We start from the raw sequence: 22,168 nt of genomic DNA, 5'->3' as shown, positions 1-22,168 counted from the left end.
GGTTAAGCATCGCCCCGGCGCATTTCAAGCATGAAAGGGCAAGAATGGCCGGGGCGACATGTCATTTTCTATCTGAGGCCGCGCAAGGCGGCCTGCGATCACCAGCGATCGCGATCCCAGTCGGCGCGTTCCATATGCAGCTTCATGCGCACCACGTTCACGCGACGCGCCAGATCGTGCACGTCCTGGCGCGACAGGCCGTTGCGCGCGGCGATGCGATAGGCGCGCTTGATGCCATAGACATCGCGGCGCAGGCCATTGGCTTCACGGTACGAGATCGTGCGATTCTGCTGCGAACGATCAATGGCCATGCTCAGGCCATCGATATCGCGGCGAATCGCGTCGTTGCGCTGGGGGTTCATCCACCCGCCATCGCCAGGGCCATGGTGCCAGCCACCCGGGGGCGGCGGTGGCATCTGGGCAAAGGCCGGCGCGGCAAGGCCCATCGTGGCGGGGATGAGAGCGGCGAGAATCAGCTTCTTCATGGCATGCACTCCTTCTTTGCGGGCGGCGTTCCTGGAACATTCCGCTGCAACGCCGCGGTTCTTGCAAAGTGATGCTGAACCAAACGCGAGCGCATCGTTCGGGTTGCAGCAAGAATGCACGATAAAACGCATCGCCCCCACGCGCGCAGGGCGCTATAGGGCAACCCCATGGACATCCTGCTTGCCATCGCCATCGTGCTGGCCGCCGCCGCCGCCATGGAACTGGTCGCCTGGGCCAGCCATAAATATATCATGCATGGCTTTGGCTGGGCCTGGCACCGCGATCATCACGAACCGCACGATGGCTTTCTGGAAAAGAACGACCTCTATGCCGTGGTCGGCGCAGCGATCTCGATCTCGATGTTCGCCGTGGGCAGCCCGCTGGTTCTGGGTGCGCATGCCTGGTGGCCGGGCACGTGGATCGGCCTGGGGGTGCTGGTCTACGGCTTGATCTACACGTTCATCCACGATGGCCTGGTGCACCAACGCTGGTTCCGCTGGGTGCCCAAGCGCGGGTACGCCAAGCGACTGGTCCAGGCGCATAAGCTGCACCACGCCACCATCGGCAAGGAAGGCGGCGTCAGCTTCGGCTTTGTCGTCGCGCGCGATCCGGCGGTGTTGAAGCAGGAACTGAAAGCCCAGCGCGCGGCGGGGATTGCCGTGCTGCGCGAGGCGGTGGAATAGGCCTCAGGCCAGTTCCACCAGAGTCCCCACAGCCACCTCGCCCACGCCATCGGGAATGGCATTCACCCCGAAGATCGGCTGGCGCTGCCATAGCCGGCCCATCTTGCGCAGAGTGGCGAGCGGCTCGCGCCCTTCGCTTTCGCCGGTTTCGGGGTCTTGCGTGGTGATCACGCAGCGCGTGCATGGCTTGACCAGGCGCAGCGTGATGGCGCCGATGCGCAAGCGGGTCCAGCCATCCTCGGCAAAGGCAGCGGGTGCCCCGGCGATCACCAGGTTGGGGCGAAAGCGCGCCATGGCGATGGGGGCGGGCAATTGCGCGTTGACCGCGTCGAGCGATTCCTGGGTCGTGACCAGCAGCGGAAATCCATCGGCAAAACCGACGGTATCGCCCGGACGGCCATAAGCGGGATCGACCCCGCGCACCACATCCTCGCCCATGTGGACCAAGTGCACCGGCCGGCCAAAGCGCGCCGAGAGCCAGTCGTGGGCGGCTGCATCGGCCGGTGTTGCCGCCACGCTGTCGCTCCACACTTTGACCAGGCGGCGTTCGGCCGTGGTCGGCACGGCAACCGACAGTGAGGACGCATCGGCATGGTGCAATATCACGCCGCCATCGTCATGCGGCTGCGCCCGCACCAGCGCCATGGCCGGCAATTCGCGGCGGGTGAGAAAGCGCCCCTCGGGCGTGACCATCATCCAGCGCCGGTCCTGGGACAGCCCCTGCAACGTCAGGTTGGCGCGTTCCATCGCCTGCCCGCCCATCGACTTGACCGGATAGCGATAGATGTGCGTGATCCTCATGGGGCGTCCTATTCCGCGCGGGTCCATATCCATGTGCCGCTCAGCACCATGACGCCGGCCGGGATCAGCACCCAGGGCCATCCGGCGGTAAAAGCCGTCACCGCCACGCTCACCGCCATCGTCGCCAGCGCGGCTTTCTTGGCGCGGCGCGGAATGGCCCGGCGCGTGCGCCATTCGCGCAAGGGCGGCCCCCACTTGGGGTGATCGAGCAGGCGCTGCTCCCACGCGGGATTGCCGCGGGCAAAGCAGAACACCGCCAGCAACAGGAACGGCACCGTGGGCAGCAGCGGCAGGAATGCCCCCACCGTGCCCAACCCCACGAAGAACAGGCCCGCGCCGGTCCAGAGATGGCGGCGGACCATGCCGCCTCAGCCCGCCGAAGCCAGCCGCGCCGCGTGTTCGCGCACCAGCGCGATCATGTTCGGCAGCCCTTGCGTGCGGTTGGACGAAAGCTGGTTCTTGAGGTTGAAGGGTGCGAGCGCTTCGGCCACGTCCATCGCGGCCACTTCGGCGGCGGGACGGTCCTGCACCGCGGCCAGCACCAGGGCGATGATGCCCTTGGTGATCGCCGCGTTGCTGTCTGCCAGGAAATGCAGGCGGCCCGCTTCGCTTTCCGTGGGATAGACCCAGACCGCCGCCGAACAACCACGCACCAGCGTGGCATCGGTTTTCAGCGCATCGGGCATGGGCTCCAGCTCGCGCCCCAGTTCGATCAGCAGGCGATAGCGTTCGTCCCCATCGCTGAATTCATATTCTTCGAGAATGTCGGAAAGGGTGCGCATGGCCTTGGGCCTTAAAGCGGGAACCACCCCTTCTCAACCCGCTTTTGACCTCACCGCTCGCGCAGCGATTCGATTTCGCGCGCCAGGTCGATCGAACCGCGCTGGTCGGTCAGGATACGCTCGAGCACCTCGACGCGGTTGCGCAAGGCGGCCACTTCGCGGGCCAAGGCGGCGTTTTCGGCCGGATCGCTTGCAGGGAATGCGGCCTGGCCGGCGCTGTGGCGGCGGTGGCGCAGGCTGGCCCAGGCCAGGATCGCCACGATGGCAACGAGAGTGGCTCCGAAACTCACGGGGGGATATCCTTGGCTGGGCCCTGGAAACAGGGTGGTCAGTTGAACTGCGGAAAGGCCGAGGGCTCGCGGCCCTGCATCATGCCTTCCAGCACGCGCACGCGCTGCTCGAGGCGGGCGGTCTGGGCGGCGTATTGCGCCGCCTGCTCGGCCGTGGCGCGGGTGGTCGCGATAATCTCGCGTTCGCGCTGGTCCATCCGGCGCGACCAGGCCTGCGCTGCCATCACCAGCCCGACCAGCAAGGTCGCAAGCGTGGCAAAGGCCAGCAGGACGATGGCACCGGCGGCGGTCATTGCAGCTTGTCCGAAACGCTGGCGCGTTCGCCGTCGGTCACGCGGTTGACATCGCGCAGCGCCTCGATCTGCAGCGCCACGTCATAGCCACCATCGGTGACAATGCGTTCCAGCACGCGCACCCGGTCTTCCAGCGCCTGGTTATGCGCCGCATACTGCGCAGCCTTTTCGGCGGTGGCATTGGCCTGGATTTCGGCCAGGCGGCGGCTGTGCCTGGTCCAGATCGCCAGGCCCGCAATCACGAACGGGGCAAACGGGATAAGCAGAACAAGTGTGTGTTGATCCATGGCAGCAGTCCCCTTCGAAGTGCCGGGATTTATATCTTAACGCAGGCTTTCGATTTCCTGGGCCAGGCGCGGGTTGCTGTGCACGTAGAAGTGTTCCACTTCGGCCAGGCGGCGGTCGATGTCGCGTAGGCTGGCGCGCACTTCGCGGGCCGAGCGGGCAGGCGACTGGCGCACGCCCTGCCAGAACTTCTGCTCCTGCCGATCGACATAGAGCGCGGCCGGCTTCTTTTCGGCCAGGAAGCCCAGCCCGAAATAGACGATGGGCAGGAAACCCAGGCCGCACAGCGTGCCGACGATCACCGCCAAGCGCACCCACAGCACATCGACCCCGGTATAGTCGGCAATCCCGGCGCACACGCCCATGAACTTGCCATTGGCCTTGTCGCGATAGAAACGGGTACGGGTAGCGGTCATTTCACAGTCCCCTTGGTCTGCGCCATGAGACGGTCCAGTTCCGACAGGTCGGCCTGGTGGCTGTCGCGTTCTGCACCCAGGCGCGCGGGGCGGAACTGCGGGTTTTCGCTGGCGACCAGGCGCTCGACCGTGTCCATCCGCTCTTCCAGGCGGCGGGCCAGGCGATAGAGTTCTTCCAGCAGTTGCTCGTCGCCGCTCGTCAGGGTGGAGGCGGTCTTCCACTTGGTTATGTAATGCAGGATCACCCAGGGCAGGCCGATGAACAGCGCCACGAGGACCATCACGCTTTCGATATCCATGGCGATCAGCCTTCCTTACCCATGGCGCGCTTCATCGCGGCCAGTTCCTCGTCGATCTTGTCCTGCCCGGCCAGCGCGGCGATTTCATCGGCGAGGCTCGGCGGGCCGCTTTCGGCAATGGTCAGCGCATCGGCGCGGCCTTCGGCATAGTCGACACGGCGTTCGAGCTGGTCGAAGCGAGCCAGCGCCTCGTCCACGCGCTCGCTGGTCATCAAGGTGCGCAGGCGCACGCGGTTTTCAGCGCTTTCCAGGCGGGCGGCAATCGCGGTCTGGCGGCTGCGGGCCTCGCGCAGGCGGGTCTGCAGCTTCTCGATGTCCTGCTCATAGGCGCGCATCGAATCGTCGAGCACCGCCACTTCACCGCGCAGCTGCTGTGCCATGTCGGCGGCCTTCTTGCGCTCGATCAGGGCGGCGCGGGCCAGGTCCTCGCGGTCCTTGGACAGGGCAAGCTGCGCCTTGTCGGCCCAATCGGCCTGGAGCCGGTCCAGCTTGGCCACGTGGCGCAGCATTTCCTTCTGATCGGCAATGGTGCGCGCGGCCGAGGCGCGGACTTCCACCAGCGTCTCTTCCATTTCCATGATGATCATGCGGATCATCTTTGCCGGATCATCGGCCTTGTCCAACAGGTCGTTGAAATTGGCGGCAATGATATCGCGCGTGCGCGAAAAGATGCCCATCAGGTTTGCTCCGTTGAAAAAGGGCCTTGCGGCGTTCGTATCACTTTGACCGCTGCCCTGCGAGGGGTGCTGCCGGGCTGCGCGCAACGCTTCGTCAAAGCGCGAAGAACCGCCGCCAGATGCAAAGGGCGGCACGGGTTCGAGAATGGAATTCATGCCAGGCCCCCCGTGATCGCGGCAACCGAGGTGGTCACGCCAGCATGGCCGGCAGGGGCTGCCTGCATGGCGCTTGCCATGCCCGGAAACTCGGGCATGTGGCGGGCCAGCACCACGGCGTTCATCGCCAGCATCGCGGCAATGCTGACCAGGGCGGCGCGGCCAAGACGGGTGGTGAAGAACGGGGCGGTGGTCATCGGGGATACTCCAGTGCGGTTGTCCCATGTTCAGCAAGGCCCGTGCCAAACTGTGGAAATGGCGGATTTCCAGGCTTTTTCACAAAAACAGTGGCTGGGAATTTAGCGCATCTTGCCCAGGCTTGGGAAATTGTGCCAAATGTTGGTCATGGATCGCGAAGTGCAGTTCATCGGCCAATCAGGGGCCTTCCTCGATGCGGTGGAGCGTGCCAGCCGCGCCGCGCCCATGCGCCGCCCGGTGCTGGTGATCGGCGAACGCGGCACCGGCAAGGAACTGATCGCCGAACGGCTGCATCGGCTGTCCACGCGCTGGCAGGAACCGCTGGTCACGATGAACTGCGCGGCCCTGCCCGAAACCCTGATCGAGGCGGAATTGTTCGGGCACGAGGCGGGCGCCTTTACCGGCGCGACGCGCGCCCGGATCGGCCGCTTTGAAGAGGCGGACAAGGGCACCCTGTTTCTTGACGAGTTGGGCACGCTGTCTACCGGCGCGCAGGAACGCCTGTTGCGCGCGGTGGAATATGGCGAAGTCACGCGCATCGGTGCCAGCCGGCCGATCCGCGTGGACGTGCGCATCGTGGCTGCCACCAACGAAGACCTGCCCAGGATGGCCGCGCAAGGCCGCTTCCGCGCCGACCTGCTCGACCGGTTGAGCTTCGAGGTGATCACCCTGCCCCCGTTACGGGTGCGCGATGGCGACGTGGCCGTGCTGGCCGATTATTTCGGGCGGCGCATGGCGGCCGAACTGCAGTGGGACACCTGGCCCGGCTTTGCCGCGCACGCCGCGGCGCAGATGGAAAGCTATGCCTGGCCAGGCAACGTGCGCGAATTGCGCAATGTGGTGGAGCGTGCGGTCTATCGCTGGGACGATCCCGACCGGCCTATCGGCCATGTCCAGTTCGATCCGTTCGACAGCCCGTGGAAACCCGCCGCGCCGATCAGCCCTCCCCGCGCCGTGCCAGCGGATGATTGCACCACGGTGCTGGAACACGCCGCCAACCGCGCCGATTTCGATACGATTCAGGACTTGCGCGCCGCAGTCGACGCACACGAACGCGCCATCCTGGAACACCACCTCGGCCGCAATCGCTATAACCAGCGCCAGACCGCCAAGGCCCTGGGCGTGACTTATGACCAGTTGCGCCACTGCCTGAAAAAGCACGGGCTGCTGGAGCGTGGGCAGGGGTGATGTTTTCAGGCGTTGCTTCAGGTTTCCACCACCCCCAACCCCCTCCTCTGAAGAGGAGGGAGAGCGCGGCAGGAAAAGCCCCCTCCTCTTCAGAGGAGGGGGTTGGGGGGTGGTGCGATGCCTTGCGCCACGCCAGGCATCACCCATGCCGCTAACCCGCCTGACCCTGCACGATTTCCGCAACCATTCCGCCACGCGGCTGGATGGCATGGCGGCGTTCAACGTGCTGGTGGGCGAAAACGGCGCGGGCAAGACCAACGTGCTCGAAGCGCTGTCTCTGTTGGCGCCCGGCCGCGGCCTGCGCCGCGCCCAGCCAGCCGAAATGGCCGCGCGGGCTGGCGACGGCAGCTTTGCCGTGGTGGCCGAGATGGAGCATGGCGAAGTGGTGCTGGGCACTCAGACCCAGCCCGCCGCGCCCGGCCGGCGCCTGGTGCGGATCAATGGCGCGCAAGGGCCGGCGGCACGCCTGGCGGAATGGCTGTCGCTCACCTGGCTGACGCCGGCGATGGACCGGCTCTTTGCCGAAAGCGCGGGCAACCGCCGCCGCTTCCTCGATCGGCTGGTGCTGGCCCGCCTGCCCGGCCATGCCCAGGTCAGCGCCCGCTATGAAACGGCCCTGCGCGAACGCAACCGCCTGTTGACCGACGAGCGGGAGCCGGACCCGGCCTGGCTCGATGCGCTGGAGGCGCAACTGGCGGAAACCGGCGCGGCCATTGCGGCGGCGCGCGGCCGGTTGGTCCACGATCTCGGCCTGGTGCTCGAAACGCTGCCCGAGCAACCGTTTGCCCGCCCCACTTTGGCCTATGCCAGCGACGTGCCGAGCGACGAGGAAGCCCTGCGCGCCGCGCTGCGCCAAGGCCGCCGCCGCGACAGGGCCGCCGGGCGCACCCTTGTCGGCCCCCACCGCGATGATCTGGCCGTGCGGCTGGCCACCAAGGATGCGCCGGCTGCGGACTGCTCCACCGGGGAGCAGAAGGCGATGCTGATCGCCATCGTCCTTGCCCATGCCCAGCTCACCGCCGGCCCGCGCCCGCGCCTGCTGCTGCTCGACGAGATCGCCGCCCACCTCGATCCGCTGCGCCGCGCCGCGCTTTACGAGCGGCTCGCCGCCTCGGGCGCGCAAGTGTGGATGACCGGCACCGAAGCGGCCCCCTTTGCCGAAATCGCCGGCCAGGCCGCGCTATGGCACGTGCACGATGGGGTGGTGACGCGGGATTGAACGATGCCCGAGGCCCAACATCAACGTCACCCCGGGCTTGCCCCGAGGTCCCGCTTCTTTTTCAAATCACTGTGCCAGCTATCAAGTTGGACCCGGATCAACTCCGGCGGGACGAAGTATCGTAAGCGGCAGCTCGAAAACCCAGCCCTAAATTGCGCGCGGCAGAACCATCGGCGGCCCATTTTTCTCCACGACAATAACCTCGCCATCACGCAGTGAGCGGAACTCAATGTCCTGATCTACAGCCCACGCAACAGCTTTCGCTGCCAATGGGGCTTCCGCGTGATCGGATTCAAAATGCGGCACAATGGTGAATGGGACCAAGCCCAACCCCTCCCAAATCACTTCGCTGCTGAGATAGCCTGCCGCTTCAGCATGCGGCTCATCCATAATGCCCACCGCCTTCAGGCTGTCGCCGGCTACGCATGCCCCTGCGCTCCATCCTCCATAAACGATGCCGCTTGCCAGCAGGTCGCCAATTATCTGATCGAACCCACTTTCGCACATCGCGCGACGCAGCAGAAACGTATTGCCGCCCAGCACCCAGATGACGCGGTGCCGCTGCAACAGAGCACGTAACGCTTCCTGACGTCCACCGTAGCGCCGAAGGTCGATCAAGGATGGATCGAACCCGTAAGATGCGAAATATTCATCGGGATCAAATCGGTTTCGAGCGAACTCCAACTGAGCTTCAGCTGCAATACCATCAAGCGCATTGGTGATGATTGCCATGCGGGCACCGCGCCCGCCTGCCATTTCGCGCAAACGATCAACATGATCGCCGATCATGTAGGATGAGAGATAAAGATTCATTGCCGCTGAGCATGTCTGACAAACGGAAACGCCGCAATGGCCACCCCATCAGCCGCCTGCGTTCCGACGGTAAAGAGCGGACGCTCACGAAATATCATTTTTGTTTGAGCGCTCTGCCCAAAGCCTGCGCTACCGCCGGTTCGGTCGCGGCCACGATCTTGTCCACGCCTTGCGCGTTGGGGTGAATGTGATCGGGCAATTGCAGGGCGGGCTGGCCGAAGATCGGCTGGAGAAAGAACGGCACCAGCGCGGCGTCATACTTCTTGGCCAGCGCCGGCCAGATCGGGTTGAACGCGGTGACGTATTCGGGGCCGAGGTTGGGGGCGGCCAGCATGCCGGTGAGCATGGCGGGAATGTTGCGACGCTTGAGTTCGGCCAGGATCGCATCGAGATTGGCACGCGTCTGCTCGGGCGGCAAGCCCCGCAACATGTCATTGCCGCCAAGCCCGACCAGAACCAGCGCCGGCTTTTGCGGCTGGTTGTCCAGGGTGAAAGCCAGCCGCTGGCGCGCGGCGGCGGTGGTGTCACCCGAAACCCCGGCGTTGACCACCCGCGCCTTGATCCCTGCCGCGTTCAGCGCGGCTTCCAGCCGGGCCGGATAGCTCTGCCCCGCCTCCAGCTGATATCCGGCATAGAGGCTGTCACCAAATGCCAGGATGACCGGAGCATCGCCCGGCACCGGCGCAGCTGCCGCTGCGGCGGCGGGGCGTGTCTCCAGGGCGTCAGGCGCCTTTTCGCGCGAGCAACCGGCCAATGCGATCAGGGACAGGGCAACAACAACGGGCGCGCGCATCGGATTTCCCCAAAGTGCATGTCGGCCCCATGTCGTTGGTGGAATGGCCGGTTGCAAGGTGCATGCCCTCTATGCCACTCCCGCGCGGTGACAAGCCCTGCCCCGCTCATTTCCGCCCGCGCCCTCACGCTTTGCCTGGGCCGCGATGCCGCCCGCGTCGATATTCTCAAAGGTCTGGACCTGGACGTGATGGCCGGGGAAACCGTCGCATTGCTGGGGCCATCGGGTTCGGGCAAATCCTCGCTGCTCGCCGTATTTGCCGGGCTTGAGCGTGCGAGCAGCGGCGTGTTGTTCGTCGCCGGGGCGGATTTTTCGGCGCTGGATGAAGACGGCCTGGCCACCGCCCGGCGCGGACGCATCGGCATCGTGCTCCAGGCCTTTCACTTGCTGCCCACGATGACCGCGCGCGAAAACGTGGCAACGCCGATGGAACTGGCGGGCATGGCCGATGCCCTGCCGCGGGCCGAGGCGGAACTTGCCGCCGTGGGCCTGGCCCACCGGCTCGATCACTATCCCGGCCAGCTTTCCGGCGGAGAGCAGCAGCGCGTGGCGATTGCCCGCGCGCTGGCGCCGCGCCCGGCGCTGTTGTTTGCCGACGAACCCACCGGCAATCTCGACACCGCGACCGGCACCGCCGTGGCCGACCTGCTGTTTGCCCGCGCCGCCCAAGCCGGGGCCACGCTCTTGATGGTCACCCACGACGAGGCACTCGCCCAGCGTTGCGGCCGCATCCTGCGCCTGGCAGATGGCCGCATCGTGGCCGACGAAACGCGATGAACGCCGGCACTGCCACGCGCCTTGGCTGGAAGGGTGCATGGGCCCTGGCCCGGCGCGGGCTGGACTGGAAATTCCGGGGCCTGCGCATCCTGGTGATCTGCCTGGTGCTGGGCGTGGCGGCCTTGGCCGCGATCGGCACGCTGACCGATGCGGTGCGCGGCGAACTCGACCGCCGCGGCCAGGCGATGCTGGGCGCCGATGTGGAAGTGGAAGTGGCCGGGCGTCAGGCCTTTGCCGCAGAGCAAGCCGCCTTTGCCCGTGCCGGCGCGCTGTCCGTCGGCGCGCGCATGCGGGCCATGGCAACGGTACCCGGCGCCGATGACACGGCCGTGCCGATCGAACTCAAGGCGGTGGACGCCGCCTGGCCGCTTTATGGCGCTTTCACCCTGGCCGATGGACACACGGCCGGCGCGCCGCCTGCCAATACCGCCTGGATTGCGCCCGGCGTGGCCGAGCGCCTGGGCGTCAACACCGGGGATCGCCTGCGCATCGGCCAGGCCACGTTCCGCATCGGCGGGGTAATTGGCGACGAACCCGATCGGCTGGGCGAAGGCTTTGCCCTGGGCCCCACGGTGATCATCAGCCGCGCCGGGCTCGATGCCACGGCCCTGGTGCAGCCGGGCGCGATGGTGCGGTGGAAATACCGCCTGCGCCTGCCCGAAACGGCGGCGCCACAGACCGTGGCCGACGCGCTCACCCGCCAATTTCCCAGCGCGGGCCTGGAACTGCGCACGCGCGACAAGGCCTCCCCCGGCCTCGATCGCTTCGTGTCGCGCATGGGCCAGTTCCTGGCACTGGTGGCGCTGGCCGCGTTGCTCATCGCCGGCATCGGCATCGGCAATGGCGTCGCCTCCTATCTGGAAGCGCGGCGCGGGGCGATCGCCACGCTCAAGATCCTGGGTGCCACGGGCGCCGATGTGGCGCGGATCTATCTGCTGCAACTGGGGCTGGCCACCGCGCTGGCGATTGCCGTGGGCCTCGCCTTGGGCCTGGCGGCCACGCCGTTGATCGCCCTGGCGCTCAAGAGCCTGCTGCCAATCCCGGCAGGCGTGGTGCTTTCGCCGCGCGCGCTGGCCCTGGCGGCGGGGCAAGGCTTGTTGATCGCTGCCACATTCGCCGCGCCACCTTTGCTGCGGGCCCGCGCGGTGCCGGCCATGGCGCTGATGCGCGCAGGGCTCGTGCCGCCGCGCGAAGGCTGGCGCACCCGGGCGCTGGCCATGGGCGCAGGGCTCGCGGCGATTGCCGCGATCGCCATCGTCGGCGCCGAACAACCCTGGCTCGCCGCCGGGTTCCTCGGCGCGGCGGGCGGCGTGCTTGCCCTGCTGGCGGCCTTGGGCTGGGGCATCGTGCGTCTGGCGGCCCGCCTGCCGCGCCCACGCCACCCCATCGCCCGCATGGCGCTCGCCAACCTCCACCGCCCCGGCGCGCAGACCGGCGCGCTGGTGACGGCCTTGGGCTTTGGCCTGGCCGCCTTCGTGCTCCTGGCCGGGGTGCAGACCAGCCTCGACGCGAATATCGCCGCCCGTGTGCCCCAGCGCGCGCCCGACTATTTCGTGCTCGACGTGCCGCCATCCGGCTTGCCTGCGTTCAACCGCGTGGTGCGTGGCGCGGCGCCGGCCGCGCGCATCCGCACCGTGCCGGCGATGCGCGGCGCCATCGTCGCGTTCGGCCCGGCCGACCACATGATCCGCGTGGCCGATCTTGCCCGCATTCCCGATGATGCCTGGGCGCTGCGCGGCGATCGCGGGCTGACCTTTGCCGATACCCTGCCCGAAAGCAACGTGCTGACCGCAGGGCAATGGTGGCCCCGGGGCTATACCGGCGAACCGCTGGTTTCGGTGGACGAGAAGCTGGCCCAGGCCATTCATCTCAAGCTGGGAGACCGCATCACCGTCTCCCTGCTGGGCGTGGAACGCAGCGCACGCGTGGCTTCGTTCCGGCGCATCGATTGGGACAGCTATGGCTTCAACTACGTGCTGGTGTTCAGCCCCAATGCCTTGGCCGATGCTCCCTATAACCTGGCTGCCACGATCGAACTGGGCAAGGACCAGGGCAAGCCGGCGGTGTCGCGCGCCATCCTTTCGGGCCTGGTGCGCGCCTTGCCGTCCAGTTCCGTGATCGAAGTGGGGCCGGTGCTCTCGCAAGCGCGCAGCCTGCTGGGACAGATGGCCGTGGCGATCTTTGCCGCCGCCAGCGTGGCGATCTTGGCGGGCATGGCCGTGCTGGCGGGTGCGATCGCCGCCGCGCGGGCGCAGCGCCAATATGATGCCGTGGTCCTGCGCGTGCTGGGCGCGGGATCGGGCCAATTGCTGATGCTGGTTCTGGCCGAACAGGCGCTGCTGGCAGTGCTGCTGGCCGGCGTGGCACTGGCACTGGGCACCGCGGGCGCCTGGGCCGTGGTGACACAACTGTTCGAATTTGCCTGGCTGCCCGGCTGGGGCACGATCCTGGCCGTGCTCGGCGGGGCCTTGCTGCTGGTACTGCTCATGGCGCTGGGCGGATCGCTGGCGGTGTTGCGCACGCGGCCCGCCCAGGCGCTCAGAGAATTGTAATTACTGGAAAACGTCGACTTCGTAGGGGTTCTTGGGATCGGGGCCAAAGCGGTTGGATCCGCGCGTGCCGTCGAGGCAGGCGAACACGAACAGCGCGAACCAGCCCAGGATCGGCAGGAAGATCAGCAAGGCCCACCAGCCCGATCGATCGATATCGTGCAGGCGACGGATCCACACGGCCAGGCCCGGGATCAGGTTCACCAGCGCGAACAGCCCGGACAGCGCATCGCCCAGGCCATTTAGCTGCGTGTTCGCCCCCACATACCAGCCCATGGCGGTATAGGTGGTGCGACCGAACACGATCGCGATAGCCACGTTCACCAGGAACCCGAACAAGGTGAACATCCAGTATTCCTTGCGCCGCGAACGACCGGAAAACTCGAAATAGCGGCGATAGGGCAGCAGCATCCAGTACATCGGCTTTTCTCCCGGTAACGTTCAGTCAAACACGTCTGTCATGTAGGGGTTCCGCGGATCGGGGCCAAAGCGGTTTGGTCCGACCGTTCCAGGCATGCACATGAAAACAAAGGCAATCAACCCGCCCACATAAGGGATGGCGCCCAACAGAACGAACCAGCCGGACCGGTCCTGATCATGATACCGGCGCACCGAGAGGGCAAGGCCCGCCCACAGCCAACCCACTGCCGCTGCGGTGCCCAGAACCGTCAACAGCATGGTGACCGGAGATGTCCACGGCAAAGAGCCGCCATCGGACGGTGCGAAGGCAACGATCAGCGCCACCATCACGGCGATCTGCAACATCAGGAAAAACTGAAACATCCAGTATTCCGGGCGCCCAGAGCGCCCGCGAAAATCCAGCATCCGCTTGTACGGCAAAATCATCCAGTGCATCGGCATCCCCCCGTCCCGCGCTCACCCCCAGCGCTCTGCATTGGGCAAAACAGCCAGAAAAATATCGAAAAGACAAGAAAAAGGGGGCCGCGAGGCAGCCCCCTTCCAAGTCTTGCGCTTCGCGTCCGGGTTAGAAGCGATAACGCACCGATGCACCATAGGTGCGCGGCTGGTTGGTGTAACCCGAAATCCCGTGGGGTTGGGCCACCGAATCGAAAATCTTGGTCAAAGTGCGGTTGTCGGTCAGGTTGCGGCCCCACACCGCCAGTTCGGTGCGATTGGCCAGGGCCAGGCCCAGGCTGGCGTTGAGTTCGTCGATCCGCCGCTTGTACTGCGCCGAAGCAGCAATCGCCGCGGCAGTCCCCTGGTCCAGGAAGCCGGGCAGCCCTTCTTCCATCACCACCGGGCTTTCATGGTGGAAATCGCCCCGCAAGAACAACCGCGCACCGCCTGACAGGCGGCGTTCGTATTGCCCGGCCAGGGATAGGGAAAGCGCCGGAATGCCCGCTGGCCGCCGGCCCGAAAGGTCACCCACCGCCGAAGCGGCAAAATCCTGGTAGAGCGGATCGAGCCAGGTGGCGCTGGCCGAGAGCGACAAGCCAGCGGCCGGGCGCAGCGCCGCTTCCACTTCCACCCCGCGCACGCGTTCCTTGCCGGCGTTGACCAGCTCAAAACCAGTGCCGGTGAACACGTTGGATTGGAACCCGCTGATCGTCTGCTGGAACACTGCCACATTGGCGGTGGCCAGCCCCCAATCCGCCTTGATCCCCAGTTCATAGACCGTGGTGCGTTCCGGCCCGGCAAAGCGCGTGGCATATGTCTGGTTCACCTGCGCCAGGCCCGCCGCCTCGATCGCGGCCTGGTCGGCTGCAAAGGGCCGGCTGTCGCGCGACAGGTTGATCGAACTCGCCTTGAAGCCGGTGGCCAGGCTGACATAGGCGCGCACGTGCTTGTTGAGCGCAAGGGCCGCGCGGGCGGTCCAGGTCAGGCGCGAATCGTGGGTGCGGCCCGGCTCCACCGCATTGGGCACGTTGAGCCCGGCTGGGAACAGTTGCAGGCTGCGCAAGGGTGCAAGCGGATTGGCCGCCGGATTGTTGGCATTGGCGGCAGCCTGGCCCAGCACATTGGCATAACCCTGCGGATTGGCCTGAGCATAGGCGGCAATCGCGGCCTGGTCCTGCGGATTGACGCCCGCTGCGCGAAAACCCGCGGCGGTCAGCAATTGCTGGCGGAACGGCGCATAGGGCCGCCCGTCGAGGTCCACCCCGGCAAAGGCGTCCGAGGTCTGCCCGGCGATTTCGTAACGCTTGGCATCGCTGGTAAACGCGGCGCCGCCGGTCAGCGTGATGCCCCCGCCCACTTTGAGGTCACCCTGGAGAAACGCGGAGAACGCTTCATTGCGCAGGCGGTAGCGCTCGTTGGAACCCTGCCCGGCGGCAAAGAACCGCCCGGTATAGCGCGTGGGATCGCCTTCCAGCCCACCGAGCACCTGCTCCAGCGCCGGAATGCTCAACGCGCCGCCCGTCGCGCCCTGCACCAGCAGATTGGCATAGGCGCGCATGTCCTGGCCAAAGGCGATGGCGTTGCGCTGGTCCAGCGTCTCGTTGAAGTAATAGGCGCCGGCAATGGCGTTGAACGGCCCGGCAAAATCGCTGGCCACCCGCACTTCTTCGGTGAACGTCGAAATCTTCAGGTCTTGCGCGTTGCGACCCAGCATCTGCCCGCTGGTGAAATCGGAATCCTGGTTGGTTGACGACATCAGCCGGCGCCAGGCAGAGATCGCGGTGATTTTGAAGGCATCGGCCTTGAAATCCATCTGGCCCGAAAAGCCATAGTTGGCGATGCGGTTGGAGGAATCGAAATTCCACCAGGCCTGGTCGGCATAGATCGCATCGGGCGCATTGACCTTGCCGCCCACGGCCAGCACGGCCTGCGTCGCCGCGGAAGACTGCACGTTGACCGGCGCGCAGCACACCTCGTTGATCAGGCCGTAATCGCCGATCACGCGCAGCGAAAAGTCTTCGCCTGGCTGCCACAGCGCCTGGCCGCGCGCGAACCAGCGATTGCGCCCGTTGCTGCGATGGCCGGTATCGGGATCGACGATGTATCCGTCGCGCCGGTTGCGGCCGGCAGCCACGCTCACCGCCAGGGTATCGGTCACCGGGCCGGTAACCAGCCCCTTGAGCACGAGCGCATCATAATTGCCGTAGCTCGCCTCGAAATCGGCACCCGGCTTGAACTGCGGCAGCCGCGTGACGATCGAGATCACCCCGGCCGAAGCATTCTTGCCGAACAGCGTGGACTGCGGGCCGCGCAGCACTTCCACCCGCTCCACATCGGGCAGGTCGGCAATCTGCGCCGCCGTGCGCGAGCGATAGACGCCATCGACGAACACGCCGACCGAAGGCTCGATCCCGCTGTTGTTGGCGCCATTGCCAAAGCCGCGGATATAGATGTTGACGTTGGCCGGGCTTTGCAGCTGCTGCATCGAGAGCGAGGGGACCAGGCTGGTCAGGTCTTTAAGGTCGCGGATCTGGGCGCGGGCGATGGTGTCGGCGTTCGCGACGCTCACCGCAACGGAGACATCCTGCAGGCTTTCGACACGCTTGGTGGCGGTCACCACGATCGAATCGTCCGCGCCAACCGCCTGCGCAAGGTCGCTGTCGGCCAGCGCAGCGGCCCTGGCGAACGGCCCGGCCAGCAGTGCACACGGCGCCAGCAATGCGCCGGCCACCACGCGGCCCGGCGCCACGCGCCGCGCCCATGCCGATCCGCTCTGTTCGCCTGCCAATGCCATGTCTTGCTTGTAAGCGCGCCCCGTCTTGGCCCGGCATGCCACACCCCCGTGTCTGCATGCCTCGCCGCGTGCCCTAGCTAGCGCGGATACATTCGGCCATAAACCGCAATCCGCTTCACCACGGATCAATCGCCTGCCGCAGCCGGACTTTTTGGCGCACTGTGGCGTGGGCGCCACATCGGTGGGACAGGCTCTTTTGCCGCCCACTCTTGTGGCAACGCACAATAACGAGTAAGCGCGCGCCCAAGTGCGGCCCAAACCGAGAAGACGGGATTTTCCCGGAACCGGCTGCTGCTAGCTCCATATCCCGGTTTCCGAAGAAAGCCCTTCATGTCCCTGCCTCTGCGCAATATCGCGATTATCGCCCACGTCGACCATGGCAAGACCACGCTGGTGGACCAGCTTTTCCGCCAGTCCGGCACCTTCCGCGACAACCAGCGCGTGGAAGAGCGCGCCATGGATTCCAACGACCTGGAAAAGGAACGCGGGATCACCATTCTGGCCAAGTGCACTTCGGTGGAATGGACCAACCCGGCCACTGACGAAACCACGCGAATCAACATCGTCGACACCCCCGGCCACGCCGATTTCGGCGGCGAAGTGGAACGCATCCTCTCGATGGTCGACGGCGTGATCCTGCTGGTCGACAGCTCGGAAGGCGCGATGCCGCAGACCAAGTTCGTCACCGGCAAGGCGCTGGCGCTCGGCCTCAAGCCGATCGTGGTGGTCAACAAGATCGACCGCCCCGATGGCCGCCCGCAGGAAGTGCTGGACGAAGTGTTCGACTTGTTCGTGAGCCTCGACGCCAACGACGAACAGCTTGAATTCCCGGTGCTCTACGCTTCGGGCCGCAATGGCTATGCCGGCAACGACGAAACCGTGCGCGAAGGCAACCTGCTGCCGCTGTTCGAAAAGATCGTCAGCCACGTGCCCGCCCCCTCGCTCGATGTCGATGGGCCGTTCACGTTCCTGGCCACCCTGCTCGATCGCGACAACTTCATGGGCCGCGTGCTGACCGGCCGCGTGCAGTCGGGCACGATCAAGCTCAACCAGCCGATCCACGCGCTCGACCGCGATGGCAAGGTGCTGGAAGTGGGCCGCGCATCGAAGATTCTTTCGTTCCGTGGCCTGGAACGCGTGCCGGTGGAAGAAGCCCGCGCGGGTGACATCATCGCGCTGGCGGGCCTGGAAAAGGCGACCGTGGCCAACACCGTGGCCGATCCTTCGGTCAGCACCCCGATCGCCGCACAGCCGATCGATCCGCCCACGCTCGCCATGCGTTTTTCGGTGAACGACAGCCCGTTTGCCGGCCGCGAGGGCGACAAGGTGACGAGCCGCATGATCCGCGACCGCCTGCTGCGCGAAGCGGAAACCAACGTGGCCATCCGAGTCACCGAAAGCGCCGACAAGGACAGCTTCGAAGTGGCCGGCCGCGGCGAACTCCAGCTGGGCGTGCTCATCGAAACGATGCGCCGCGAAGGCTTCGAACTCGGCATCAGCCGTCCGCGCGTGCTGTTCGGCACCGATGAAAAGGGCGGCCGCACCGAACCTTATGAAACCGTGCTGATCGACGTGGACGATGAATTCTCGGGCACGGTCGTGGAAAAGATGCAGCGCCGCAAGGCCGAGCTGACCGACATGCGCCCCTCGGGCGCGGGCAAGACCCGCATTACCTTCTCGGCCCCCTCGCGCGGGCTGATCGGCTACCACGGCGAATTCCTGTCCGACACGCGCGGCACCGGGATCATGAACCGCCTGTTCGAAAAGTATGGTCCGCACAAGGGCGCGATCGAAGGCCGCCAGAACGGCGTGCTGATCTCCAACGCCACCGGCGAAGCCGTGGCCTATGCCCTCAACAGCCTGGAAGACCGCGGCGTGCTGTTCGTGCGCCCGCAGGACAAGGTCTATGAAGGCATGATCATCGGCGAAAACGCCAAGCCCGACGATCTTGAAGTCAACCCGATGAAGTCCAAGCAGCTGACGAACTTCCGGTCGACCGGCAAGGACGATGCGATCCGCCTGACTCCGCCGCGCATCATGACGCTGGAACAGGCCATCGCCTATATCGATGACGATGAAATGGTCGAAGTGACCCCGCAAACCGTGCGCCTGCGCAAGGCGATCCTCGATCCCAACGAGCGCAAGAAGGCCAGCCGCAAGAAGGAAAACGCCTGATCGCACCGCCCCCGCAAGGGGGGCAGAGCCAGGCTCGAAAAGGGGCGCTCCGGCAACGGGGCGCTCTTTTTTTGTGGCGATTGCTCCCTGAACAAAGGTTTCATCGCCGGTTCAGCGCGTGTTGCATAAGGTTGCTGCAACAAATCCCGTCGGGAGCATGAGGCTCTTGTGGACAAGCCGGCGGGTTGGAGACGAGCCATGAAGCTTTTGAGCAAGGTTCTGCTGGCCGGCGCACTGGGCGCCACCGTGATGGCCACTGCCGCCCCGGCAGAGGCGCATGGCTGGCGCCGTGGTGGCGGCGATGGTGCTGCCGTGGCGATCGGCGCGGGTATTCTCGGCCTGGCCGTGGGCGCCGCGATCGCGTCCGATCACCCGCATCGCGGCTATGTGGTGGAAGAGCGCTATGCGCCCCCGCCGCCCCCGCCGACCTATTACTATGAAGGCCCGGCCTATTACGGTGGCGGCTATTACGCCCCGCCGCCGCCCCCGCCGCGCACCTATGTCTATCGCGAAGTCTATCGCAGCGGCCCCAGCTATTATGGCTATGGCTACAATCGCTGGCATCGCGGCTGGTAATCCAGCCTCGCCCGCCTGAACCATGCAAGCCCGTCGGACCCTGTCCGGCGGGCTTGCGCATTTTTGCGCACCCGGTTTCTTCGTGGGGCATTTGCGCTGCCCCTCTCGCCTTCCTGGCCCTCGCCCGCTATGGCGCGCGCCATGACGAGTTCCCCAATCGTGAACCAGACCCAACCCGATGATACGGGGCCCGACTATAAGGCGATGGCTGCGACCGGCCGCCTCGATGGCCTGCGCATCGCCTTGTTCAGCGGCAACTACAACTATGTGCGCGATGGCGCCAACCAGGCGCTCAACCGGCTGGTGGGCTATCTCCTGCGCCAGGGTGCGGATGTGCGCGTCTATTCGCCCAAGGTGGAAAAGCCGGCGTTCGAGCCGACCGGAACGCTGATCGGCATTCCCGCGCTTACCGTTCCGGGCCGCGCGGAATACCATGTGCCGATCGCGCTTTCGCCGCGGGTACGGCGCGATCTCGCCCGCTTTGATCCCCACGTCGTGCACGTATCCTCGCCCGATGGCGCCGCGCATCGCGCCGTTACCTGGGCGCGCCGGCGGGGCCTGCCGGTGCTGGCTTCGGTCCACACCCGCTTCGAAACCTATTTCCGCTATTACAACCTCGCCTGGCTGGAGCCGGTGATCGAGGCGATCTTGCGCCGGTTCTACCGCCGCTGCGACGCGCTGGTGGCGCCATCGGAATCGATGGCCCAGGTGCTGCGCGAACAGCGCATGAACTATGACATCGGCATCTGGTCGCGCGGGGTGGACCGCGAGATCTTCACGCCGGAACGGCGCAACATGGCATGGCGCCGCTCGCTGGGGCTGGCCGACGATGACGTGGTCGTGGGCATCTTCAGCCGCCTGGTGATGGAAAAGGGGCTCGACGTCTTTTCCGACGCCATCGACGAATTGAAGCGCCGCGGCACCAAATTCCGCGTGCTGGTGATCGGCGAAGGCCCGGCGCGCGAGTGGTTGGAAACCCGCCTGCCCGAAGCGGTCTTTGCCGGGTTCCTGTCGGGCGCAGACCTGGGCCAGGGCGTGGCCAGCATGGATGTGCTGTTCTTCCCCTCCGTCACCGAGACGTTCGGCAATGTCACGCTGGAGGCCATGGCCTGCGGCCTGCCCGTGGTGGCATCGGCCGCCACCGGCAGCCAGAGCCTGGTGGACGATCATGTTTCGGGCCGCCTGATCACGCCGGGCGCGGTGCACCAGTTTGCCGAAGCGCTGCGCGCCTATGTGGAAAACCCGCAATTGCGCGCCGAGCATGGCGCCGCCGGCGAACGCCGCGCCCAGGAATTCAGCTGGGACAAGATCAACCAGGCGGTGGCCGACACTTACGTCCGCCTGCTGCGGCAGAAACGCGCGCGCCGTTAGGTCGAGAACTTATAAATCGCGCGCGGCGGCGTGATGATGCGATAGAGCACGCTGGCACGGGTGCGGCGCACGGGCACCGCACCGGCCACGGCACGCACGCGGTCGGTATCGAGAATCCAGATGTAATCGAACGCATCGTGCGGCAGCGCGGCCAGGCGACGGCTGATCGTGTTGGGCTTGTCGCAGCTGTCGAGCTTGGCAAATTCGGAATCGTCGGTGGCAAAGGCGCCGGCCAGCGGCGCGTTGACCTTGAGCAGATGGCCGCCCGGCACCATCCACTGTTCGTTGGAAAAGGCATGCCGCCGGGCAATCGCATAGCCGCCCAGATGCGTGCGCCGCTCGCGCTGCCACGGCAGGATCGAAACCACGCACGGCTCCACCACCAGCGAGGCGACACGGCTGCCCCGGGGCACGCTGTCGAGCGCGACGAGATCGGCGGCCAGTTCATGGCCCGCCAGCCACAGGCTGAGCGCGTTGCCCAACATGCGCGCCATGGCAAAGGCCGCGCCCCATCGTGCCAACCCAGCCCAGGATAGCGCACCACTATCGGCATAGCGCGGCCTCGCCACCACTAGCGCCACAATCAGCACCAAAGGCACCAGCCGCATGTCCACCAGGCTCGCCCCGATCAGCGTGGCCGGCAGCAGCAGATAGACCACGCAAAGCAGCGCGATCGCCCACCACAGGCCACGCGAGGGCCCCGTGAGGATGCCGCTCGCACGGCGGCGGATGCTCCACCCCACCAGCACGAGCAGGACCACGGCGCCCGCCACGTCCCACACCAGCCAGCGATCGCGCAGCGGCATCAGCAGGTAGGTGAGCTTCATCGCCGGGTTGAAGAAGTCTTCGGTGGCGCCGTGGCCGCTCGGCGGCAGGGGCACCAGCAGGCGCAGGATCTGCGGGGCCACCAGGCAGCTCGCCGCCACGCCCGCGCGCAGCAGGACGCGCCAATCCCGCCACTGGCCCGGGCGCCACAGCCGCGCCAGTTCGTCCATGCCGGCAAACACGCACAGCATGGCCCAGGCCACCAGGTGGCAGGCCCACAAAAGGCACGAGAGCGGCACGAACAGCGCCCAGCGCGCGGCGATCCACCCGCGCCGTCCCATCGCGATCCACAACGCCAGCGCCAGGGTGGCGAGCGCCTGCCCCAGCACGAAGTTGAGGAAGCCGAAGTGCAGCGGATAGCAATAGGCCAAAGGCAGGGCGAACAGCGCCAGCGGCGTGATCCGCCCCTGCACCGCGCGGGCGAGGCACAGGATGCCCAGCACCTGCAACATCGGAATGGCCGCAGCCACCAGACGCAGGGCAGGCTCCAGTCCCAGGACCGGCGCCAGCGCCTCCATCAGCACATCGACCCCGAGATTGGGAACGAGATTCCAGCGGAAACTGTACCAACGCGCCAGATCGGCCGACCGCCCATGATCGAGCTGCACGGCATAGTGACCCAGGTGCCCGCCCAGATCGGTGAGCGGAGCCACCGGCGGCAGCACCAGTGGCAGGGCCGCCAGCACCATGGCGACAAGCCACAGCCACGATGATTGCAGCCATGCTGCGGGCGCATCGCTGGCGCCGCAATCGTCCGGGGAAGTGTGTCTCACCACAACGGCTGCGTGCAACCGGGCCATGGGATCGTCGGTCACATGCGTCACGAGCAGGATCACGTCATTTCAAGTGATCGCGGACTTAGAG

General features: G+C 66.3%; 25 protein-coding genes. 8 read left to right on the top strand and 17 right to left on the bottom strand.

Annotated elements, in window-relative coordinates; genetic code table 11:
• Positions 1–98: 98 nt before the first annotated feature.
• A complete protein-coding gene (locus FHT19_RS02995; protein ID WP_169473898.1) occupies positions 99–485 on the bottom strand; it encodes a hypothetical protein in 387 nt (128 codons plus the stop codon).
• A gap of 168 nt (positions 486–653) precedes the next feature.
• Between FHT19_RS02995 and FHT19_RS02990 the strand changes: the two genes are divergently transcribed.
• Positions 654–1,169, top strand: coding sequence for a sterol desaturase family protein (locus FHT19_RS02990; protein ID WP_168554307.1), 516 nt, complete (start codon positions 654–656; stop codon positions 1,167–1,169).
• Positions 1,170–1,172: 3 nt separating this feature from the next.
• Here FHT19_RS02990 and FHT19_RS02985 read toward each other — a convergent pair whose 3' ends face one another.
• From FHT19_RS02985 to FHT19_RS02940, 10 genes are read right to left on the bottom strand one after another with little or no spacing between them, the layout of a single operon-like run.
• Positions 1,173–1,970, bottom strand: coding sequence for an MOSC N-terminal beta barrel domain-containing protein (locus FHT19_RS02985; protein ID WP_169473897.1), 798 nt, complete (start codon positions 1,968–1,970; stop codon positions 1,173–1,175).
• An 8-nt stretch (positions 1,971–1,978) separates the two neighbouring features.
• Positions 1,979–2,332, bottom strand: coding sequence for a YbaN family protein (locus FHT19_RS02980; RefSeq protein ID WP_169473896.1), 354 nt, complete (start codon positions 2,330–2,332; stop codon positions 1,979–1,981).
• 6 nt (positions 2,333–2,338) lie between these two features.
• Positions 2,339–2,752, bottom strand: a complete 414-nt coding sequence (locus tag FHT19_RS02975; protein WP_168554304.1) for a SufE family protein — start codon at positions 2,750–2,752, stop codon at positions 2,339–2,341.
• 50 nt (positions 2,753–2,802) lie between these two features.
• Entirely contained in the window at positions 2,803–3,042 is a 240-nt protein-coding gene (locus FHT19_RS02970) for a hypothetical protein (RefSeq protein WP_169473894.1), read from the bottom strand.
• Positions 3,043–3,080: 38 nt separating this feature from the next.
• Entirely contained in the window at positions 3,081–3,335 is a 255-nt protein-coding gene (locus FHT19_RS02965; protein ID WP_168553769.1) for a hypothetical protein, read from the bottom strand.
• The gene (locus FHT19_RS02960; protein ID WP_169473892.1) at positions 3,332–3,622 is read right to left on the bottom strand and encodes a hypothetical protein; all 291 of its coding nucleotides are present in this window, start codon (positions 3,620–3,622) and stop codon (positions 3,332–3,334) included. Before FHT19_RS02960 ends, FHT19_RS02965 begins: the two co-directional genes overlap by 4 nt.
• A 36-nt stretch (positions 3,623–3,658) precedes the next feature.
• The gene (gene pspC / locus FHT19_RS02955; protein WP_169473890.1) at positions 3,659–4,036 is read right to left on the bottom strand and encodes an envelope stress response membrane protein PspC; all 378 of its coding nucleotides are present in this window, start codon (positions 4,034–4,036) and stop codon (positions 3,659–3,661) included.
• Positions 4,033–4,335, bottom strand: a complete 303-nt coding sequence (gene pspB / locus FHT19_RS02950; protein WP_169473888.1) for an envelope stress response membrane protein PspB — start codon at positions 4,333–4,335, stop codon at positions 4,033–4,035. The genes pspC and pspB overlap by 4 nt, the downstream gene beginning before the upstream one ends.
• Before the next feature lie 5 nt (positions 4,336–4,340).
• On the bottom strand, positions 4,341–5,168 hold the full coding sequence (gene pspA, locus FHT19_RS02945; RefSeq protein WP_168554299.1) for a phage shock protein PspA: 828 nt from the start codon (positions 5,166–5,168) through the stop codon (positions 4,341–4,343).
• A complete protein-coding gene (locus tag FHT19_RS02940; protein ID WP_169473886.1) occupies positions 5,165–5,365 on the bottom strand; it encodes a hypothetical protein in 201 nt (66 codons plus the stop codon). Before FHT19_RS02940 ends, pspA begins: the two co-directional genes overlap by 4 nt.
• 148 nt (positions 5,366–5,513) lie before the next feature.
• Between FHT19_RS02940 and pspF the strand changes: the two genes are divergently transcribed.
• Positions 5,514–6,554 carry a phage shock protein operon transcriptional activator gene (gene pspF / locus FHT19_RS02935; protein ID WP_169473883.1) on the top strand — a complete coding sequence of 347 codons (1,041 nt, stop codon included), beginning with the start codon at positions 5,514–5,516 and terminating at the stop codon, positions 6,552–6,554.
• A 145-nt stretch (positions 6,555–6,699) separates the two neighbouring features.
• Entirely contained in the window at positions 6,700–7,773 is a 1,074-nt protein-coding gene (recF, locus tag FHT19_RS02930) for a DNA replication/repair protein RecF (RefSeq protein ID WP_169473881.1), read from the top strand.
• 147 nt (positions 7,774–7,920) lie between these two features.
• On the opposite strand, the gene FHT19_RS02925 is transcribed toward recF, so the two are convergent.
• Both FHT19_RS02925 and FHT19_RS02920 read right to left on the bottom strand, forming a co-directional pair.
• The gene (locus tag FHT19_RS02925) at positions 7,921–8,586 is read right to left on the bottom strand and encodes a Type 1 glutamine amidotransferase-like domain-containing protein (RefSeq protein WP_169473879.1); all 666 of its coding nucleotides are present in this window, start codon (positions 8,584–8,586) and stop codon (positions 7,921–7,923) included.
• Positions 8,587–8,680: 94 nt separating this feature from the next.
• The gene (locus FHT19_RS02920; RefSeq protein WP_169473877.1) at positions 8,681–9,379 is read right to left on the bottom strand and encodes an arylesterase; all 699 of its coding nucleotides are present in this window, start codon (positions 9,377–9,379) and stop codon (positions 8,681–8,683) included.
• 87 nt (positions 9,380–9,466) lie between these two features.
• On the opposite strand from FHT19_RS02920, the gene FHT19_RS02915 reads away from it, so the two are divergent.
• Both FHT19_RS02915 and FHT19_RS02910 read left to right on the top strand, forming a co-directional pair.
• Positions 9,467–10,156, top strand: coding sequence for an ATP-binding cassette domain-containing protein (locus tag FHT19_RS02915; RefSeq protein ID WP_169473875.1), 690 nt, complete (start codon positions 9,467–9,469; stop codon positions 10,154–10,156).
• Complete coding sequence (locus FHT19_RS02910; RefSeq protein WP_169473873.1) at positions 10,153–12,708, top strand: FtsX-like permease family protein; 2,556 nt, start codon at positions 10,153–10,155, stop codon at positions 12,706–12,708. Before FHT19_RS02915 ends, FHT19_RS02910 begins: the two co-directional genes overlap by 4 nt.
• Here the strand turns inward: FHT19_RS02910 and FHT19_RS02905 are convergent, their stop codons facing one another.
• From FHT19_RS02905 to FHT19_RS02895, 3 genes are all read right to left on the bottom strand, one after another.
• Positions 12,709–13,125 (bottom strand): DUF805 domain-containing protein, encoded by a 417-nt coding sequence (locus FHT19_RS02905; RefSeq protein ID WP_168554293.1) that lies wholly within the window; start codon positions 13,123–13,125, stop codon positions 12,709–12,711.
• A 21-nt stretch (positions 13,126–13,146) separates the two neighbouring features.
• Positions 13,147–13,560: a DUF805 domain-containing protein gene (locus FHT19_RS02900; RefSeq protein ID WP_169473871.1), complete on the bottom strand. Its 414-nt coding sequence runs from the start codon at positions 13,558–13,560 to the stop codon at positions 13,147–13,149.
• 130 nt (positions 13,561–13,690) lie between these two features.
• Entirely contained in the window at positions 13,691–16,357 is a 2,667-nt protein-coding gene (locus FHT19_RS02895; RefSeq protein ID WP_169473869.1) for a TonB-dependent receptor, read from the bottom strand.
• 330 nt (positions 16,358–16,687) lie between these two features.
• On the opposite strand from FHT19_RS02895, the gene typA reads away from it, so the two are divergent.
• The 3 genes from typA to FHT19_RS02880 all read left to right on the top strand — a co-directional run bounded on the left by typA (position 16,688) and on the right by FHT19_RS02880 (position 20,479).
• Complete coding sequence (gene typA / locus FHT19_RS02890; RefSeq protein ID WP_168554290.1) at positions 16,688–18,532, top strand: translational GTPase TypA; 1,845 nt, start codon at positions 16,688–16,690, stop codon at positions 18,530–18,532.
• 198 nt (positions 18,533–18,730) lie between these two features.
• Positions 18,731–19,108 carry a hypothetical protein gene (locus tag FHT19_RS02885; protein WP_168554289.1) on the top strand — a complete coding sequence of 126 codons (378 nt, stop codon included), beginning with the start codon at positions 18,731–18,733 and terminating at the stop codon, positions 19,106–19,108.
• A gap of 204 nt (positions 19,109–19,312) precedes the next feature.
• Positions 19,313–20,479, top strand: a complete 1,167-nt coding sequence (locus FHT19_RS02880) for a glycosyltransferase family 1 protein (RefSeq protein WP_210425527.1) — start codon at positions 19,313–19,315, stop codon at positions 20,477–20,479.
• On the opposite strand, the gene FHT19_RS02875 is transcribed toward FHT19_RS02880, so the two are convergent.
• Positions 20,476–22,140 (bottom strand): hypothetical protein, encoded by a 1,665-nt coding sequence (locus FHT19_RS02875; protein WP_169473865.1) that lies wholly within the window; start codon positions 22,138–22,140, stop codon positions 20,476–20,478. The genes FHT19_RS02880 and FHT19_RS02875 overlap by 4 nt on opposite strands.
• Positions 22,141–22,168: the final 28 nt, after the last annotated feature.

This window comes from Novosphingobium sp. SG919 (genome assembly GCF_012932495.1).
GTDB lineage: Bacteria > Pseudomonadota > Alphaproteobacteria > Sphingomonadales > Sphingomonadaceae > Novosphingobium > Novosphingobium rhizosphaerae.
This window is presented reverse-complemented; position numbering and strand designations above follow the sequence as displayed.

Excerpts from the sequence above, each read along its gene's own strand:
- FHT19_RS02995 (WP_169473898.1), bottom strand. The coding sequence starts at position 485 with ATGAAGAAGCTGATTCTCGCCGCTCTCATCCCCGCCACGATGGGCCTT.
- FHT19_RS02990 (WP_168554307.1), top strand. The coding sequence starts at position 654 with ATGGACATCCTGCTTGCCATCGCCATCGTGCTGGCCGCCGCCGCCGCC.
- FHT19_RS02985 (WP_169473897.1), bottom strand. The coding sequence starts at position 1,970 with ATGAGGATCACGCACATCTATCGCTATCCGGTCAAGTCGATGGGCGGG.
- FHT19_RS02980 (WP_169473896.1), bottom strand. The coding sequence starts at position 2,332 with ATGGTCCGCCGCCATCTCTGGACCGGCGCGGGCCTGTTCTTCGTGGGG.
- FHT19_RS02975 (WP_168554304.1), bottom strand. The coding sequence starts at position 2,752 with ATGCGCACCCTTTCCGACATTCTCGAAGAATATGAATTCAGCGATGGG.
- FHT19_RS02965 (WP_168553769.1), bottom strand. The coding sequence starts at position 3,335 with ATGACCGCCGCCGGTGCCATCGTCCTGCTGGCCTTTGCCACGCTTGCG.
- FHT19_RS02960 (WP_169473892.1), bottom strand. The coding sequence starts at position 3,622 with ATGGATCAACACACACTTGTTCTGCTTATCCCGTTTGCCCCGTTCGTG.
- pspC (WP_169473890.1), bottom strand. The coding sequence starts at position 4,036 with ATGACCGCTACCCGTACCCGTTTCTATCGCGACAAGGCCAATGGCAAG.
- pspB (WP_169473888.1), bottom strand. The coding sequence starts at position 4,335 with ATGGATATCGAAAGCGTGATGGTCCTCGTGGCGCTGTTCATCGGCCTG.
- pspA (WP_168554299.1), bottom strand. The coding sequence starts at position 5,168 with ATGAATTCCATTCTCGAACCCGTGCCGCCCTTTGCATCTGGCGGCGGT.
- FHT19_RS02940 (WP_169473886.1), bottom strand. The coding sequence starts at position 5,365 with ATGACCACCGCCCCGTTCTTCACCACCCGTCTTGGCCGCGCCGCCCTG.
- pspF (WP_169473883.1), top strand. The coding sequence starts at position 5,514 with ATGGATCGCGAAGTGCAGTTCATCGGCCAATCAGGGGCCTTCCTCGAT.
- recF (WP_169473881.1), top strand. The coding sequence starts at position 6,700 with ATGCCGCTAACCCGCCTGACCCTGCACGATTTCCGCAACCATTCCGCC.
- FHT19_RS02925 (WP_169473879.1), bottom strand. The coding sequence starts at position 8,586 with ATGAATCTTTATCTCTCATCCTACATGATCGGCGATCATGTTGATCGT.
- FHT19_RS02920 (WP_169473877.1), bottom strand. The coding sequence starts at position 9,379 with ATGCGCGCGCCCGTTGTTGTTGCCCTGTCCCTGATCGCATTGGCCGGT.
- FHT19_RS02910 (WP_169473873.1), top strand. The coding sequence starts at position 10,153 with ATGAACGCCGGCACTGCCACGCGCCTTGGCTGGAAGGGTGCATGGGCC.
- FHT19_RS02905 (WP_168554293.1), bottom strand. The coding sequence starts at position 13,125 with ATGTACTGGATGCTGCTGCCCTATCGCCGCTATTTCGAGTTTTCCGGT.
- FHT19_RS02900 (WP_169473871.1), bottom strand. The coding sequence starts at position 13,560 with ATGCACTGGATGATTTTGCCGTACAAGCGGATGCTGGATTTTCGCGGG.
- FHT19_RS02895 (WP_169473869.1), bottom strand. The coding sequence starts at position 16,357 with ATGGCATTGGCAGGCGAACAGAGCGGATCGGCATGGGCGCGGCGCGTG.
- typA (WP_168554290.1), top strand. The coding sequence starts at position 16,688 with ATGTCCCTGCCTCTGCGCAATATCGCGATTATCGCCCACGTCGACCAT.
- FHT19_RS02885 (WP_168554289.1), top strand. The coding sequence starts at position 18,731 with ATGAAGCTTTTGAGCAAGGTTCTGCTGGCCGGCGCACTGGGCGCCACC.
- FHT19_RS02880 (WP_210425527.1), top strand. The coding sequence starts at position 19,313 with ATGGCTGCGACCGGCCGCCTCGATGGCCTGCGCATCGCCTTGTTCAGC.